Source organism: Roseisalinus antarcticus (genome assembly GCF_900172355.1).
GTDB lineage: Bacteria > Pseudomonadota > Alphaproteobacteria > Rhodobacterales > Rhodobacteraceae > Oceanicola > Oceanicola antarcticus_A.
Genome location: NZ_FWFZ01000005.1, coordinates 29,605 through 43,366, shown reverse-complemented (window position 1 = coordinate 43,366; position 13,762 = coordinate 29,605). Strand labels below are relative to the sequence as shown.

Here is a 13,762-nt window from a genome sequence, read left to right as displayed (position 1 = left end):
CATGCGCAATATCCGGCGGGTCCTCCGCGTCATCGTCTTTCTCGTCGTGGGGCTTTTCCTGCATTATGTCATGCCGCAACAGGACGTTGCCCGCATCACCTCCACCGAGATCTTCCGCACCGATTTCTCGGGCGTGACCCGGCTGTTCTACGCGCAGGCCGATGCCGGCGCGGCCGAGCAGGTCACCCGCGACGTCCGGCTGATCAACACCGAGCGCCGGCGGACCTATCTTTTCGGTCTGGTGCGCGGCGGACCGCAGACGATGGTCTATCGCAACGAGGATACGGGCTGGATCTATCCGCCCTATTTCAAGTTCGACTCATCGGATCTCCAGGCCGAGGCCGCGGCGTCGATCTCGACCGCGGAGCCCTACAATTGGGTCGTCGTCACCCATTACGGCTGGCGCATCCGCTTTCTGTCGGTCTATCCCAACGCCGTCTCGATCCGCGAAATTCCGGGGCCGGACTACCGCCCGATCCCTTGGGTCAATATCATCGTATTCATCGCGCTGATCGCGGGGTATTTCTTCGTTCGCGCTATGTGGTTGCAGTTCCGCGAGCGGACGCTCGATCCGATCGGCGATCGCGCCGGGGACCAGATTGACCGGGTGCAGGCCGACATCGCCAAGGGCCGCGGCCGCTTTCGTCGCTGGCTGGACAGCTGGAAGTCGAAGGACCGGCGGTAATCTCGTCCTGCCAGCCCCCCGTTTCGGTGCCTTGAGCGCTTGGCGGCGGGTGAGCCCCGTGGACGATCTTTCTGGCTTTGCGGCGCAATAGGAGTATCCTACGCGGCGGGTGCTCCGGAGCAGCCGGCGACCACCCGTTTGCTCCGCTTCCGTCACCGTTTCCGCCGCCGCAAGGCGGGGATTGACCGGAGGGCAGGGCGCCCGTTGGCAGCATTGCCAAGGACCGCTTCAGGAGGAGCCCCAATATGACTATCCGCAGTCTCGCCACGGCCGTGTGCCTTGGTCTTTTCGCCGTTTCGCCCGTGTTTGCGCAGGATACGCCGTCGCCCGACGGCGCGGCCGTCTATTTCGCGACTCTCGAGGATGGCGCCACCGTGTCGGCGCCGGTCAAGATCATCTTCGGTCTCTCGGGCATGGGCGTCGCCCCCGCCGGCACCGAACGCGAGAACACCGGGCATCACCATCTGCTGATCGACCGTCCGCCGTTGGGAGAGGGCGAATTCGGTGCCGACGAGATGATGCTGGGCCTGCCGTCTGACGCCCACCACATGCATTTCGGCGGCGGTCAGACCGAGGTCTCGCTCGACCTCGCTCCGGGCAGCCATACGCTCCAGCTCGTGCTGGGGGATCTCGGGCATGTGCCCCACAGCCCGGCGGTGACCTCTGAGGTGATCACGATCACCGTCGAATAGAACGACCGCAGAGCGCCCTGATCGCAGCCGCCACTGCCCGCGGTCGGGGCGGATCTATTCGCCGTAGGGCACCCAGACCGTCTTGATCTCGGTCGCTGACTCCAGAAAGGCCCGCCCCTCGCCGGTCGGGCCGATCCAGTCGCGGGCCCGCCCGTGGTTGACCCAGGTCCGCTTGAGGTTCCCCGCGGCCCGGCGCTCGATCTCGCCGGAGAGATCGGCCCCGGAAAAGCTCCAGACAGCATCAAGGTCGAGGTGATCGGCAAGCGTCGGCGCCAGCTCCTCATGGGCGCCGGTCAGGATGTTGACGACCCCGCCGGGCACGTCCGACGTCTCCAGCACCTGGTAGAAATCTGTCGCGGCCAGGGGAAACGGTTCGGACGCGACGGCCGTGATCCGGTTGCCCATCGCCATCGCCGGGCCGATCACCGACACGAGGCCAAGCAACGGCGCCTCATCGGGGCAGAGCGCGGCGATCTTGCCCACCGGCTCGCGCAGGGCCAGGGCCATGCCCTTCAGCGGCACGCCCTTGGCCTCTCCGGCGAACTTGTCCGCCCAGGCGGCATAGGTGAACAGCCGCGAGACCGCGGCCGCAACCTCCCGCCCGCCGCTGCGCTTGCCGGTCATGGCGTCGATCCGGCGGGCGAAGTCGTCGTCGCGGGCGGCCAGGTTCTCGGCCAGGTAATAGAGGATCTGCGCCCGCAGGTGCCCCGTCGTCCGCGACCAGCCCGCCGCGGCGTTCATCGCCTCCACCGCGTTGCGCACGTCCTTGCGGTTCGCCTTCGACACGTGGCCCAGCAGCGCCCCCTTGGGCCCCCAGACCGGGGTGGAATAGCCGCCGTCCGGTCGCGCCTGCTTGCCGCCGACATAGAGCTTCGCCGTCCGGTCCAGCGGATCGGACGGGGCGCCGTCGCCGCTGAACGGCGCGACCCGCCTGATCGCGGTCGCCTTGCCCGAGAGCCGGGTATAGGCGGCAAGGCCCTCCCAGCCGCCCTCGCGCCCGAACCCGCTCTCGCGGACCCCGCCGAAGGGGGCGGCGGCGTCGAACATGTTGGTCCCGTTGATCCAGACCACCCCGGCGGCCAGCCTGGGCGCCACATCCAGCGCCAGGTTCACGTTCTCGGACCACAGGGTCGCGGCAAGCCCGTAGCGGGTGTTGTTCGCGATCTCGACCGCTTCGGACGGCGTCCGGAAGGTGGTGCTGACGAGGACGGGGCCAAAGATCTCCTCCTGCATCAAGGTGGCGGAGGTCGACAGCCCGGTGATCAGTGTGGGCGGGTAGAAGCACCCCTGCGACGGCAGCGACCCCGCCGCGCGATAGGTCTGGCCCTCGGTATTTGCGTCGACAAGCGCCGCGATCGCGTCAAGCTGCACCGGGTCGACGATCGCGCCGACGTCGATGCATTTGTCCAACGGGTCGCCGATGCGCAGCTTGTCCATCCGCGCCTTCAGCTTCTCGTGGAACCGCCCGGCGATGGATTCCTGCACCAACAGGCGCGATCCGGCGCAGCAGACCTGCCCGCCGTTGAACCAGATGGCGTCCACCAGGCCTTCGATGGCCGAATCCAGGTCGGCATCGTCGAACACGATATAGGGCGACTTGCCGCCCAGCTCGAGCGTCAGCGCCTTGCCCGTCCCGGCCGTGGCCTCCCGGATTCGGCGGCCCACGGCGGTGGACCCGGTAAAGGCGATCTTGTCGACCTCGGCGGCCACGAGCATCTCGCCGACCGCGCCGTCGCCGGTCACGATGTTGACCACGCCTTTCGGCACCCCGGCCTGCCGGCAGATGTCCGCGAACAGCAGCGCCGTCAGCGAGGTGTATTCCGCCGGCTTCAGAACCACGGTATTGCCCATGGCCAGCGCGGGCGCGATCTTCCAGGCCAGCATCAGCAGCGGAAAGTTCCACGGCACGATCTGACCGCAAACCCCCAGCGCCTCGCGCCCGGGCATCTCGCTCCCCATCAGCTGGGCATAGCCCGCGTGATGATAGAAATGCCGGATAGCCAGGGGCACGTCGATGTCGCGGGACTCGCGGATGGGCTTGCCGTTGTCGAGCGTCTCCAGCACGGAAAAAAGCCGCGCATTCTTCTGCAACAGCCGGGCGATCGCATAAAGCACTCGCGCCCGGCCATGGCCGTCCCCGGCCCATTTCGACTGCGCCTTGCGGGCGGCGGCGACCGCGGCGGCGACATCGTCCGCACTCGCCTGGGTCAGATGGGCCAGCACGTTTCCGGTCGCAGGGTTCTTCGACAGAAAGGTCTTGCCCGGCGACCCGAAGGTGCCGTCGATGAAACAGCCGAACCGGTCGCCCATATCCACGAGCCAGGCCAGCGCGTCCGCCGCGCTCTCGGGGGCGGGGCCATAGTCCATCGTCTCGAATATCTCCTTGACCGTCATCGGGCGCACCGCTTTCTCTTCATCTTGGCCAAAAAACTCATCTGCGCTGTCATGCCAGCGCGTGGCGCCAGGACGCGGAGTATGCCCCGGTCACGTGATGCTCCAGCTGCCGTTCGATATCGCCCAGCAGCGACGAGGCGCCGAAGCGGAAAAGATCTGGCTGCAGCCAGCGGTCGCCAAGCTCTTCCTTCATCAGCGCCAGATACAGCAGCGCATCCTTTGCCTTCGAGATCCCGCCGGCGGGCTTGTAGCCCACTTTCATGCCCGTCCGCGCCTCATAATCGCGGATCGCCCGGATCATGGTCAGGGTCACCGGGAGGGTGGCGTTGACGCTCTCCTTGCCGGTCGAGGTCTTGATGAAATCGGCCCCCGCCATCATGCAGACAAGCGACGCCCGCGCCACGTTGCGCAGGGTGCCAAGCTCGCCGGTCGCCAGGATCGCCTTGATATGGGCCGCGCCGCAGGCCGCCCGCATTTCGGCCATCTCGTCATAGAGCGCCTGCCAGTTCCCCCGGAGCACGTGGCGGCGGGTGATGACGATGTCGATCTCCTGCGCCCCGGCGCTCACGCTTTCGCCGATCTCTGCGATCCGCAGGTGAAACGGCGACAGCCCCGCCGGAAACCCGGTCGAGACGGCCGCCACGGGAATGCCCGATCCCGCCAGCGCCTCGACCGCGGTCGGTACCATGTCGTGATAAACGCAGACCGCTCCGGTCGTCAGCCCTTCAAGCCCCAGGGCCTGCAACAGGCGCGGCGCGATAGGCTGCCGGGCCTTGGCGCAGAGCCTGCGAACGCGCCCCTCGGTATCGTCGCCGGCAAGGGTCGTCAGGTCGATGCAGCTGATCGCCCGTGCCAGCCAGGCCGCCTGGTGGTCCTTCTTGACCGTCCGGCGCCCGCCCAGGGTCGCACAGCGCCGCTCGATGGCCGAGGTGTTCGCCTGGACCAACCTGACCCAGGCCATGTCCAGCGGCATGCCCGGGTTGCGCGGCAGGGGGAGGGTGGGCAAAAGGGAGGATCGACCCGTGCCCGCCTTGGCCGTGATGCTGTTCATGGTCTCGTCCGCCTCAAAAGCTCCCGAAAGAGCGTCGCATTCCGCCCGCTCTTTGGCAAGTTCTGACCGTTTGGTCAAATTCCGGATCGCGGGCGGCGGGGCGCCCTCAGCCAGGCTGGATCAGGTCCTTCTGGTGGGCCTTGCGGTAGCGTTGGGGCGTGATGCCGTGATGAGCCCGGAACAGCTTGTGAAAGTGGCTCAGGTTCGGGATGCCGCAATCGGCCGCGATCTCGGCCAGGGTGTCGGATGTGCCGGTCAGCCGCTTTGCAGCATAGGCCATGCGCTGGGCATTGATGATCTCGGACGGGCTCTTGCCCAGGAAACGACGCGTCGTGCGGCTGACATGGGGATGCGCACGGCCCGCGATCCGCGCGAAACCTGCGGCGCCCTCGCGGAAGATCCGCGGATCCTCGGCGGCGGCGCAGGCCCGCGCCAGCCAATCGGGCGCCTCGGGCGGCAGCATCCCGGATCCGTCGAGCAGCGACGCAAGCAACGGCAGCAGGAAAGCCTCGACCTCCAGCGCATCCCGGCGGCTGCGCTCGAGCCGCAGCGCACCCTGGTTGAGCGCCGAAAGCTGCCGGATATCGCGGTGCACCCGGACGGGAGTCGGATCGGAGGACCAGAAGAAGCGCTCCGAAAGGGCCGCGTGGCGGTCGCTCAGCCGGTCGATGAGCGTGGGGTCGAACACCAGCAGAACCGCCATGGATTCCTCGGCCCGCGCCTGAAGCGCATGGGAATCCCGCGCCCTGAGGAAGACCACGTCGCCTTCCTTGAGCTCGGTCCGCCCCTCGGCGGTGTGGAGCCTGACGGCACCGTTCTGGACCCAGAAGAGGATCGGGAAGTCCCGGCGGATCAGGCCCTTGGGACGACGCGAGTCGATCGTTGCCCTGACGAGTTGGAATGCCTCGCCCGCCGGAAGAAAGTCACTTGCGCTGAGATCGGTCTGCAACATTTAACAAGTCTACCATTTCTTGATCCAAGCCCTAAGCGATTGCTGCGTCGCGGTAAGTCGTTGTGCCGGATCTTGCCAGTGGAACAGGAGATTCCCAAGTTCGGGGTATGTCTCCTGCACATATTTTGCACATACATGCGCAGTTATATTGCACGACAATCCGCGACAAGTGAACCGCACAGTATCGCAAGACGAGGCGCGGTCATGATCGTACGGAAACAGGACAGGCGGGACGGCCGCGGGATCGAGCGGTCCCCGCACGGCCATCCCGTGGCGGAGATCCAAGGGGGCTACCGCACGGCATCGGTCCGGCGTAGCGTTCCGAAGGCCCCGCCGGTCAGCGGGTGGCAGGGCAAGGAGATGGCCCGATGACCTCGACCGTTCTGATCGTCGACGACGATCCCAACATCCGCGACGTGCTGCGGATCGCCCTCGGCCAGGCCGGTTTCGCGACCGAGGAGGCGGCCGACGGAAACCGCGCTCTCGAAAGCATGGAGACCCTGGCCCCGGATCTGGTGGTGCTCGACATCGGTCTGCCGGAGCGTGACGGGCTCGAGGTCTGCCGCGAGATGCGCCGTTCCAGCCAGGTGCCGGTGCTGTTCCTGACCGCGCGCGGCGACGAGATCGACCGGGTCGTCGGGCTGGAGATGGGCGGCGACGATTATGTCTGCAAGCCGTTCTCGCCGCGCGAACTGGTGGCGCGCGTGAAGGCGATCCTCAAGCGGTCGGGCCGGCCCGCCGGCGACGAGGACCTGGTGCGCCGTGGCCTGCTGGAGGTCGACGAGACCCGGCACCTGGCCCGGGTTTCGGGCCGGACGGTTCAGCTGACCGCCCGCGAGATGGACATCCTCACGCGGCTGATGGCCCGGCCGGACCACGTCGTCTCGCGGCCCCGGCTGGTGGACGCCGTCTATGGCATGGGTGTCCCGGTGAGCGACCGCACCATGGACAGCCACCTGCGCAACCTGCGCGCCAAGCTGGCCGAGGCGGGGATCGAGGACGCGATCGAGACGGTGCACGGGGTCGGCGTGCGGATGGGGCCATGCCGCGGCGCCTAGTCGGCAAGTGGCGGCCCCGGCTGGGGCTGGTTCTGGGCGGCACGCTGTCGGCGGTGCTGTGCCTGCCGCTGGCCGGTGTCGTCGCGGTGCGCGAGATGTCCCCGGTGCTCGGCTATGGTGAATCCGTGGTGCTGATGGGCGTCGTGGTCGTGGTCGCGACCGGGGTGCTTGGCTGGCTGCTGTGGAGGCTGCTTTATGGGCCGATCCGCACGCTCGCGGCGCGGGCGCGGCAGGCCAAGTCCGGCGATGACCGGGCTTTCGATCCGGTGGCGCATTACGGCACCTCGGAGATGCGCGACCTGGGCCGGGCGATGCTGGACATGGGCCGGGTGCTGCAGGGGCGGGAGGCCGTGCTGCGCAGCTATGCCGACCATGTCACGCACGAGCTGAAATCCCCGCTGACGGTTCTGCGGGGGGCGGCGGAATTGCTGCAGGACCCTGACCTTCCCGCCGCCGAGCGTGGCCGCCTGCTTGCGCGGATCGTCGAGGCCGGGGAGCGCATGACGGTGCTGCTGGATGCGCAGCGGGCGCTGGCCCGGGCGCAGGAGCCGCTGGCGGAGGGCGCGACACGGCTGGGGCCGGTTCTGGGCGGTCTGGCCGGGGCCTTCGACGGACTCGATCTGGTCGTGGAGCACGACGGTGTCGTCCCGCTGGGAGAGCAGGGGCTGCGGCTGGTGCTGGAACACCTGCTGGGCAACGCGCTGGCCCATGGCGCGACCTCCGTGCGGGTCGCGGTCTCGGAGGGGGCACTGACGATCACGGATGACGGTCCGGGCGTCTCGGCCGGCAATCGCGAACGCATTTTCGAGCCGTTTTTCACCACCCGGCGCGATGGGGGTGGCACCGGGATGGGGCTGCCCATCGTGCGCCGGATGCTCGAGGCCCATGAGGCGACGATCCGGATCGGACCGAACGCGCCGGGCGCGAGCTTTGTCATCGGGTTTCGGGGAGATGGGTGACGTGCGCCTTCGGCGACACCCCACCCGCCATCCCCGGAGCCTTGGCGCCCCGGGATCAGGTCATGTCCCGTCGCGTTCGCCCGTCGACATCGCGCGGATGCCGGCGACGCCGCTTTCGCCCAGCGGAACGCTGGCGAAGGGGCCGCCAAGGCAGGCCTGCGCGGGATCCATCGGGTCCGGCCGGGCCATCGCAAGCAGGCTCGGTGCCCAGTTTTCGGCATTGTCCTTCGGGCGATAGCCGAGGAACGGCACCCGAGCGTTCGACACCGGGGCCCGGTCGTTGCCGGACACGCCGAAGGCGACCGTGAAGCCGGTCTGCGGCGTCTCGATCGCGCGGGTGACCAGCTGGACCAGATCCCGATGGCTGAGCCATGTTCCCAGCGCGCGGGCGTTCTGCGGCTCTGGCGTGCAGGACAGGATCCGCAGGCAGACGGCCTCCAGCCCGCGCTTTTCCCAGTACATTCGGCCCAAGTCCTCGGCAAAGCACTTGGCCAGCCCGTAGAACGTGTCGGGCCGCTGCGGTGCTTCGGTGTCGATCCCGGCGTTGGTTTCCCAAAGACCCACCGCGTGGATCGAACTGGCGTAGACCACACGTCGCAGGCCGTGCTGGTGGGCCGCTTCCCAGATATTGTAGGCGCCGACGAAATTGGGGCCCAGCAGCTCTTCGAACGGCTTCTCGTCGACGATGGCCCCGAAATGGACGACCATCTCCGCCCCTTCGAGCAGCGGCGCGATCTGGGCGTAGTCGGACAGGTCGGCATGCACCCAGGTCTCGTTGTCCATCAGCGTCTTGGGCGGGCCGGCGATATCGGTGGACAGAAGCGTGTCGGCCATGCGCGAGAGCGGGCCGCGCAGGACGGTGCCGAGGGCGCCGTGGGCGCCTGTGAGGACGATCTTCTTCATGGGGTCTCCTGTCAGATTGGCGCACTTGCAGGGTGCACCGGTGCACGGGCCGAAAGTCAACGGGGCGACGGGGAAGGTCAAGTGGTCGCCGTGGCGCAATCGCCTCCGTCGCCAACCGTCAAAGTGCCGGTATCAGTGCCGGGCGCGCTGTCTTGCCGCCGCCGCGGAGGCGGGCGGCGGCCTGTGGCCTACGACACGGCCAAGGTGCCCTTGTGGGCGAGGTAGCAATGACCGTTGGCCGGCAGGTGCAGGGTCGTACCGTCGAGCGTGGCATTGTGCGGGCCGGTGATCGTTGCCTGCCCGCCCAGCGTGAGCGTCGCGGGCGTGGCCGAGAGGTTGAAGAGGCAGGTGAGCGCCTCTCCCTCGTGGCTGCGACGAAAGCCCAGGATCGGCTCGGGGAACTCCAGGAACGTCGTCTTGCCCAGCGTCAGGCAGGGGGTGGCCTTGCGAAAGGCGATCGTCTCTCGATAGGCGTGCAGGACGCTGTCGTTCTGCGCCTCCTGAAGGTCGAGCGCATGGGCGGCCTGCGGCGCCTTGACCGGAAGCCACGGAGTCCCTTCGGAAAATCCGCAATTGGGCTGGGTCGAATCCCAGACCATCGGCGTCCGGCAGCCGTCGCGCCCCTTCACGTCGGGCCAGAACCGGATCGCATGCGGATCGGTCAGCTCTTCGAATTCCATCTCGGTCTCGGTCTGGCCGAGCTCTTCGCCCTGGTAGATGCCGATGGTGCCCTCGAAGGCCATGAGCATCGCGACGGCCTGTTTCGCCAGCGTGTCGCTGTCGATCGCGTGTGGCAGCCAGCGGGAGGCGTGGCGCGGCACGTCGTGGTTGGAGAAGGACCATTTCGGATGGCCGTCCGGCGCCCCCTTCTGGAACCCGGCGATGCAGCGGCGAAAGTGGTCGGCGCTGAAATCCGGCCCGAGCATGGCGAAGGAATAGCACATGTGCAGGCGCTTGGTGCCGGCGGTGTACTCGGCCATGATCTCGATCGAGCGGTCACCCATCTCGCCGACCTCGCCGACCATCATGATCTCTCCGTATTCGTCGGTCAGGCTGCGCAGCTTCTCCAGAAAGCCCAGGTTCTCGGGGCGGGTCTTGTTGTAGAGGTTCTTCTGCATCCCGTAGAGGTCGGTCGCCATGACCTGCGGCCGGGTCTGGGCCGGCGGGTTGGAGCGCAACTGCTGGTCGTGGAAAAAGTAATTGACCGTGTCGAGACGAAAGCCGTCGAGACCCCGGTCCAGCCAGAACCTGACGGTTTCCAGAAGCGCCTCCTGCACCGGCAGGTGGTGGAAGTTCAGGTCCGGCTGCTGGCTGAGGAAATGGTGCAGGAAATACTGGCCGCGGCCCACGTCGAACTCCCACGCGGGGCCGCCGAAATGGCTGTGCCAGTTCGTCGGCGGAGAGCCGTCGGGCAGCGGGTCGGCCCAGACATACCAATCGGCCTTGTCGTTGGTGCGATCCTTGCGGCTTTCCTCGAACCAGGGGTGCTTGTCGGAGGTGTGCGACAGCACCTGGTCCACGATGACCTTGAGCCCGAGGTCGTGGGCGCGGGCGATCAGGGCGTCGAAATCGGCCAGGTCGCCGAACAGCGGGTCTATGTCGATGTAGTTCGAGACGTCATAGCCCATGTCGAGCTGCGGCGAGGTGAAGATCGGCGAGAGCCAGATCGCGTCCGCGCCAAGCTCTGCCACGTGGTCTAGCCGGCGAGTGATCCCCCTGAGGTCACCGACGCCGTCGCCGTCATCGTCCTGAAAGCTGCGGGGATAGATCTGGTAGATTACGGCGTCTCGCCACCACTCGCGCATGGTCTCTCCTTGCTGGTCGGGCCCGGGTCGATTCGCGAAATACCTAGCAGAGGCGCCGCCACGTTTCAAAACGATTTGAGGCCGGGTGGGGCGCTTGGGGTTTAGCCTTCATTGGGCTGATGTCTTGTCTTGGCTTCCGAAATTTGAAACGTTTTGACAAGGGCGACTCGGCAGGGATACGGGCAGGAGCATGGCCACGCTGAAGGACATCGGAGCGGAACTGGGCCTGTCGCCGGCGACGGTGAGCCGGGCGCTGAACGGCTTTCCCGAGGTCAATTCCGAAACCCGCGAGCGGGTGCGCGAGGCGGCCGACCGGTTGGGCTATCGCCCGAACCGTGTGGCGCAGCGGCTGGTCACCGGGCGTTCCGGCATGGTCGGCATGATCCTGCGGATGCGGCCAGACATGCGCGAGGACCCGACGCTCTTCGACATGCTTACGGGCCTGTCCGCGGCCCTCAGTCTGCGCGATGTGGACCTGGTTTTGGCCGTCGACCAGGAGACGGACCCGGTCGCCGCCTATGAACGGATGTTGTCGCGCAGCCTGGTCGACGGGTTCATTCTGGCCGCGCCGGAGCCCGATGACCCGCGGATCGCCTATTTGCAGGCGCACGACCTGCCTTTCGTCGTGCACGGGCGGCATGCGTTCCAGGCGGATTATCCGTTCTACGACATCGACAATCGCAAGCTGGCGCGGGATTCCGTCGCACTGCTGACGTCGCTGGGGCACCGGCGGATCGGCTTCGTGAACGGCGAGGCGGAGCTGACCTATGCGCAGGATCGCCTGCGCGAGTTCCGTGTCGCCATGGCGGCTGCCGGGGCCCCTGTCGAGGACAGCCTGATCAGTCACGGGCGCCTGACGGAAAGCCACGGCTATGCCTCGGCTCTGGCGATGCTGTCGCGGCCGGAAGGCCTTCGGCCGACGGCGATCCTGTGCTCGGGCACGATGCTGGCCAAGGGCGTCTACCGCGCCGCGCATGACCTCGCGATCGCGATCCCCCAGGCGCTGTCGGTCGTGGCCCATGACGACATCTGGCCAGGGCTGGAGGCCGACCGCTTCGACCCGCCGCTGACGACGACGGCCAAGTCCATGCGCGCCGCTTGCGACCCGCTGGCCGATCTGCTGATCCAGCGCATCGCAGGGGCCGCGCCCGCGGGCTTGCGCCATATCGAGGAGGCCGATTTCTTCCTGCGCGAGTCCACCGGCCCCGCCCCGCCACGCGAAGGCGACGCGCGGCGCTAGTCCCCCCAGCCGGGCCGGTCGGCCAGCCAGACCTCCAGGTCGTCAAGCGGCATCGGCCGGGCAAAGACGAAGCCCTGCACGCTCTTGCAGCCGGCCCCTTGCAGGAACCGGCGCTCTGCCTCGTTCTGCACGCCTTCGCACAGCACGTCGATCCCGAGGCCCTTGCACAGGGCCATGATCGAGGTCGTGATGATCCGCAATTCCCCGTCCCGCTCGATGCCCTGGACGAGGCTCTTGTCGATCTTGACGCGGTCCACGGGAAACCGGCGCAGGTTGGCGATGGCGGCGTGGCCGGTGCCGAAATCGTCAAGCTCGATCGTGAAGCCGGCGCGGGACAGGCGGTGGACGTTTTCCACCACGTTGACGGCCCGGTCGTCCAGCAGGGTGCTTTCGAGGATCTCGAGCACGATGTTCTCGGGCCCGAGGCGGTTGGCCTGCAGCGACCAGTTGATCGTGTCGATCAGCCGCGGGTCGGACAGGCGCGAGGTCGACAGGTTGATGCTGACCCGGGGCGCATCCGCGCCGATGTCGATCAGCCGGCGCGCGGCGGTGCAGCCGAGACGCAGCACCTCGCGGTCGAGCGCGTCGATCAGGCTTGCCTGCTCGGCGGCCTGCAGGAACTCCGACGGGCCGATCATGCCGCGCTCGGGGTGGTGCCAGCGCATCAGCGCCTCGAACCCCGAGACGTTGCGCCCGGTGATGTCGAACTGCGGTTGCAGCCAGATCCGGAATTCCGACCGTTCCAGCCCGTCCACGATCTCATGCGAGATCTGGGCCGCCTGTCGAGCCACGTCGCGCATCTCGGAGCGGAAGAAGGCGTGGCGCCCGCGGCCTCCGTCCTTGGCGCATTTCAGCGCGATATCCGCATCGAGCAAGGGCCCGTGCCCCGTCTGGTCGCCGGTCGGGTGCCAGACGGCGATACCGATGCTGGCGCCCACGTGACAGGTCTTGCCGTTGAAGAGGATCGGCTCGGACAGGCATTTGACCAGCCGTTCGGCCATCTCCGACAAGTCGCGCTCCACTCCGGCATCGTGGTAGAGGACGACGAATTCATCGCCGCCGACGCGGGCCACGATGTCGGTCTCGCGCGTTTCCTGGCGGAGGATCTCGGCGCAGTGGGTCAGGACGAAATCGCCGGCGTCGTGCCCCAGCATGTCATTGACGCTCTTGAACTTGTCGAGGTCGATATGCATCACCGAGAGCCGGTCGGCGGAGGTGGCCGTGGACTGGATCGCGGCCATCGCCTCTCCCAGGCCGCGACGGTTGAGCAGCCCGGTCAGCGGGTCGGTCTGGGCGGCGATGAACAGCGCCCTCTCGCGCTCTTTCTGGGCGGTGACGTCGATGCGCAGGCCCACGCGGCCGCCATCGCGCGTCTGCTCCTCGATGATGCGAATCCAGCGGCCGTCCGCCAGCTTCTGCTCGAACTGGCTGTGGGCGCTGCGGTGCGCGGCCAGGCGTTTGGCCAGCCACGCTTCCTGTCGGCCGGGGGTGGTGTCGCACTGGCCCCGTTCCAGGCCGTGGCGGAGGGTCTCCTCGAAGCGTGCGCCGACCAGCAGGGCTTCGGCGCTTTCGGGATAGATCTCGCGGTAGCGGGTGTTGCACAACACCAGGCGGTCGTCGGCGTCGAAAAGCACAAAGCCGTCGGGCAGGGCCTCCACCGCGCAACGCAACTGGTCGCGGGCGATCTGCGCGTCGGCCATGGCACTCAGCAACGGCGTCGCGTCGTTGGCCACGATCAGCAGGCGCGGCGGATCGTCCCCGGTCGCCTCGGCGCGCAGGGTGATCGGCGGGATCGCCTCATCGTCGGAGCCCAGCCGGGACTGCACATGCAGCGTCTTGCCCGGGGTGCGGGTCAGCGCCCCGAGGCTGCCGAGCACATGGGGCGCCGCGAGGTCTGGGGCGACATCGAGCAGGCGCAGCGACGCATCCGGTCCAAGGTCGGGCCGCGCCGTTCGCAGGCGGGTGCGCAACCCGGCGCTGATGACCTGGATGGTCCAGTTTTCGGGATCCACGAGCATCATCT

11 protein-coding genes are annotated in these 13,762 nt (G+C 67.7%); 5 read left to right on the top strand and 6 right to left on the bottom strand.

Annotated features, from left to right (window positions below; genetic code table 11):
* Position 1 precedes the first annotated feature (1 nt).
* Together ROA7023_RS06450 and ROA7023_RS06445 are read left to right on the top strand one after the other, a co-directional pair.
* Positions 2-685 (top strand): DUF1523 family protein, encoded by a 684-nt coding sequence (locus ROA7023_RS06450; protein WP_085878204.1) that lies wholly within the window; start codon positions 2-4, stop codon positions 683-685.
* Between the two features lie 245 nt (positions 686-930).
* The gene (locus ROA7023_RS06445) at positions 931-1,377 is read left to right on the top strand and encodes a DUF4399 domain-containing protein (protein ID WP_085878203.1); all 447 of its coding nucleotides are present in this window, start codon (positions 931-933) and stop codon (positions 1,375-1,377) included.
* Positions 1,378-1,431: 54 nt separating this feature from the next.
* On the opposite strand, the gene ROA7023_RS06440 is transcribed toward ROA7023_RS06445, so the two are convergent.
* The 3 genes from ROA7023_RS06440 to ROA7023_RS06430 form a co-directional block, all read right to left on the bottom strand.
* Positions 1,432-3,771 (bottom strand): aldehyde dehydrogenase family protein, encoded by a 2,340-nt coding sequence (locus ROA7023_RS06440; protein WP_085878202.1) that lies wholly within the window; start codon positions 3,769-3,771, stop codon positions 1,432-1,434.
* Positions 3,772-3,820: 49 nt separating this feature from the next.
* Positions 3,821-4,822: a deoxyribose-phosphate aldolase gene (deoC, locus tag ROA7023_RS06435; protein ID WP_085878201.1), complete on the bottom strand. Its 1,002-nt coding sequence runs from the start codon at positions 4,820-4,822 to the stop codon at positions 3,821-3,823.
* Between the two features lie 106 nt (positions 4,823-4,928).
* Complete coding sequence (locus tag ROA7023_RS06430; RefSeq protein WP_085878200.1) at positions 4,929-5,774, bottom strand: helix-turn-helix transcriptional regulator; 846 nt, start codon at positions 5,772-5,774, stop codon at positions 4,929-4,931.
* Positions 5,775-6,142: 368 nt separating this feature from the next.
* Here ROA7023_RS06430 and ROA7023_RS06425 point away from each other — a divergent pair, with 368 nt between their 5' ends.
* Both ROA7023_RS06425 and ROA7023_RS06420 read left to right on the top strand, forming a co-directional pair.
* Positions 6,143-6,832: a response regulator transcription factor gene (locus ROA7023_RS06425; protein WP_085878199.1), complete on the top strand. Its 690-nt coding sequence runs from the start codon at positions 6,143-6,145 to the stop codon at positions 6,830-6,832.
* Positions 6,817-7,791: a sensor histidine kinase gene (locus ROA7023_RS06420; protein ID WP_085878198.1), complete on the top strand. Its 975-nt coding sequence runs from the start codon at positions 6,817-6,819 to the stop codon at positions 7,789-7,791. Before ROA7023_RS06425 ends, ROA7023_RS06420 begins: the two co-directional genes overlap by 16 nt.
* Before the next feature lie 60 nt (positions 7,792-7,851).
* On the opposite strand, the gene ROA7023_RS06415 is transcribed toward ROA7023_RS06420, so the two are convergent.
* Positions 7,852-8,694, bottom strand: a complete 843-nt coding sequence (locus tag ROA7023_RS06415; RefSeq protein WP_085878197.1) for an NAD-dependent epimerase/dehydratase family protein — start codon at positions 8,692-8,694, stop codon at positions 7,852-7,854.
* 188 nt (positions 8,695-8,882) lie between these two features.
* The gene (locus ROA7023_RS06410; protein ID WP_085878196.1) at positions 8,883-10,499 is read right to left on the bottom strand and encodes an alpha-glucosidase; all 1,617 of its coding nucleotides are present in this window, start codon (positions 10,497-10,499) and stop codon (positions 8,883-8,885) included.
* A 190-nt stretch (positions 10,500-10,689) separates the two neighbouring features.
* On the opposite strand from ROA7023_RS06410, the gene ROA7023_RS06405 reads away from it, so the two are divergent.
* On the top strand, positions 10,690-11,739 hold the full coding sequence (locus tag ROA7023_RS06405) for a LacI family DNA-binding transcriptional regulator (RefSeq protein WP_085878195.1): 1,050 nt from the start codon (positions 10,690-10,692) through the stop codon (positions 11,737-11,739).
* On the opposite strand, the gene ROA7023_RS06400 is transcribed toward ROA7023_RS06405, so the two are convergent.
* Positions 11,736-13,760 carry a putative bifunctional diguanylate cyclase/phosphodiesterase gene (locus ROA7023_RS06400; RefSeq protein ID WP_159458451.1) on the bottom strand — a complete coding sequence of 675 codons (2,025 nt, stop codon included), beginning with the start codon at positions 13,758-13,760 and terminating at the stop codon, positions 11,736-11,738. The two genes, ROA7023_RS06405 and ROA7023_RS06400, sit on opposite strands and share 4 nt — an antisense overlap.
* Positions 13,761-13,762 lie beyond the last annotated feature (2 nt).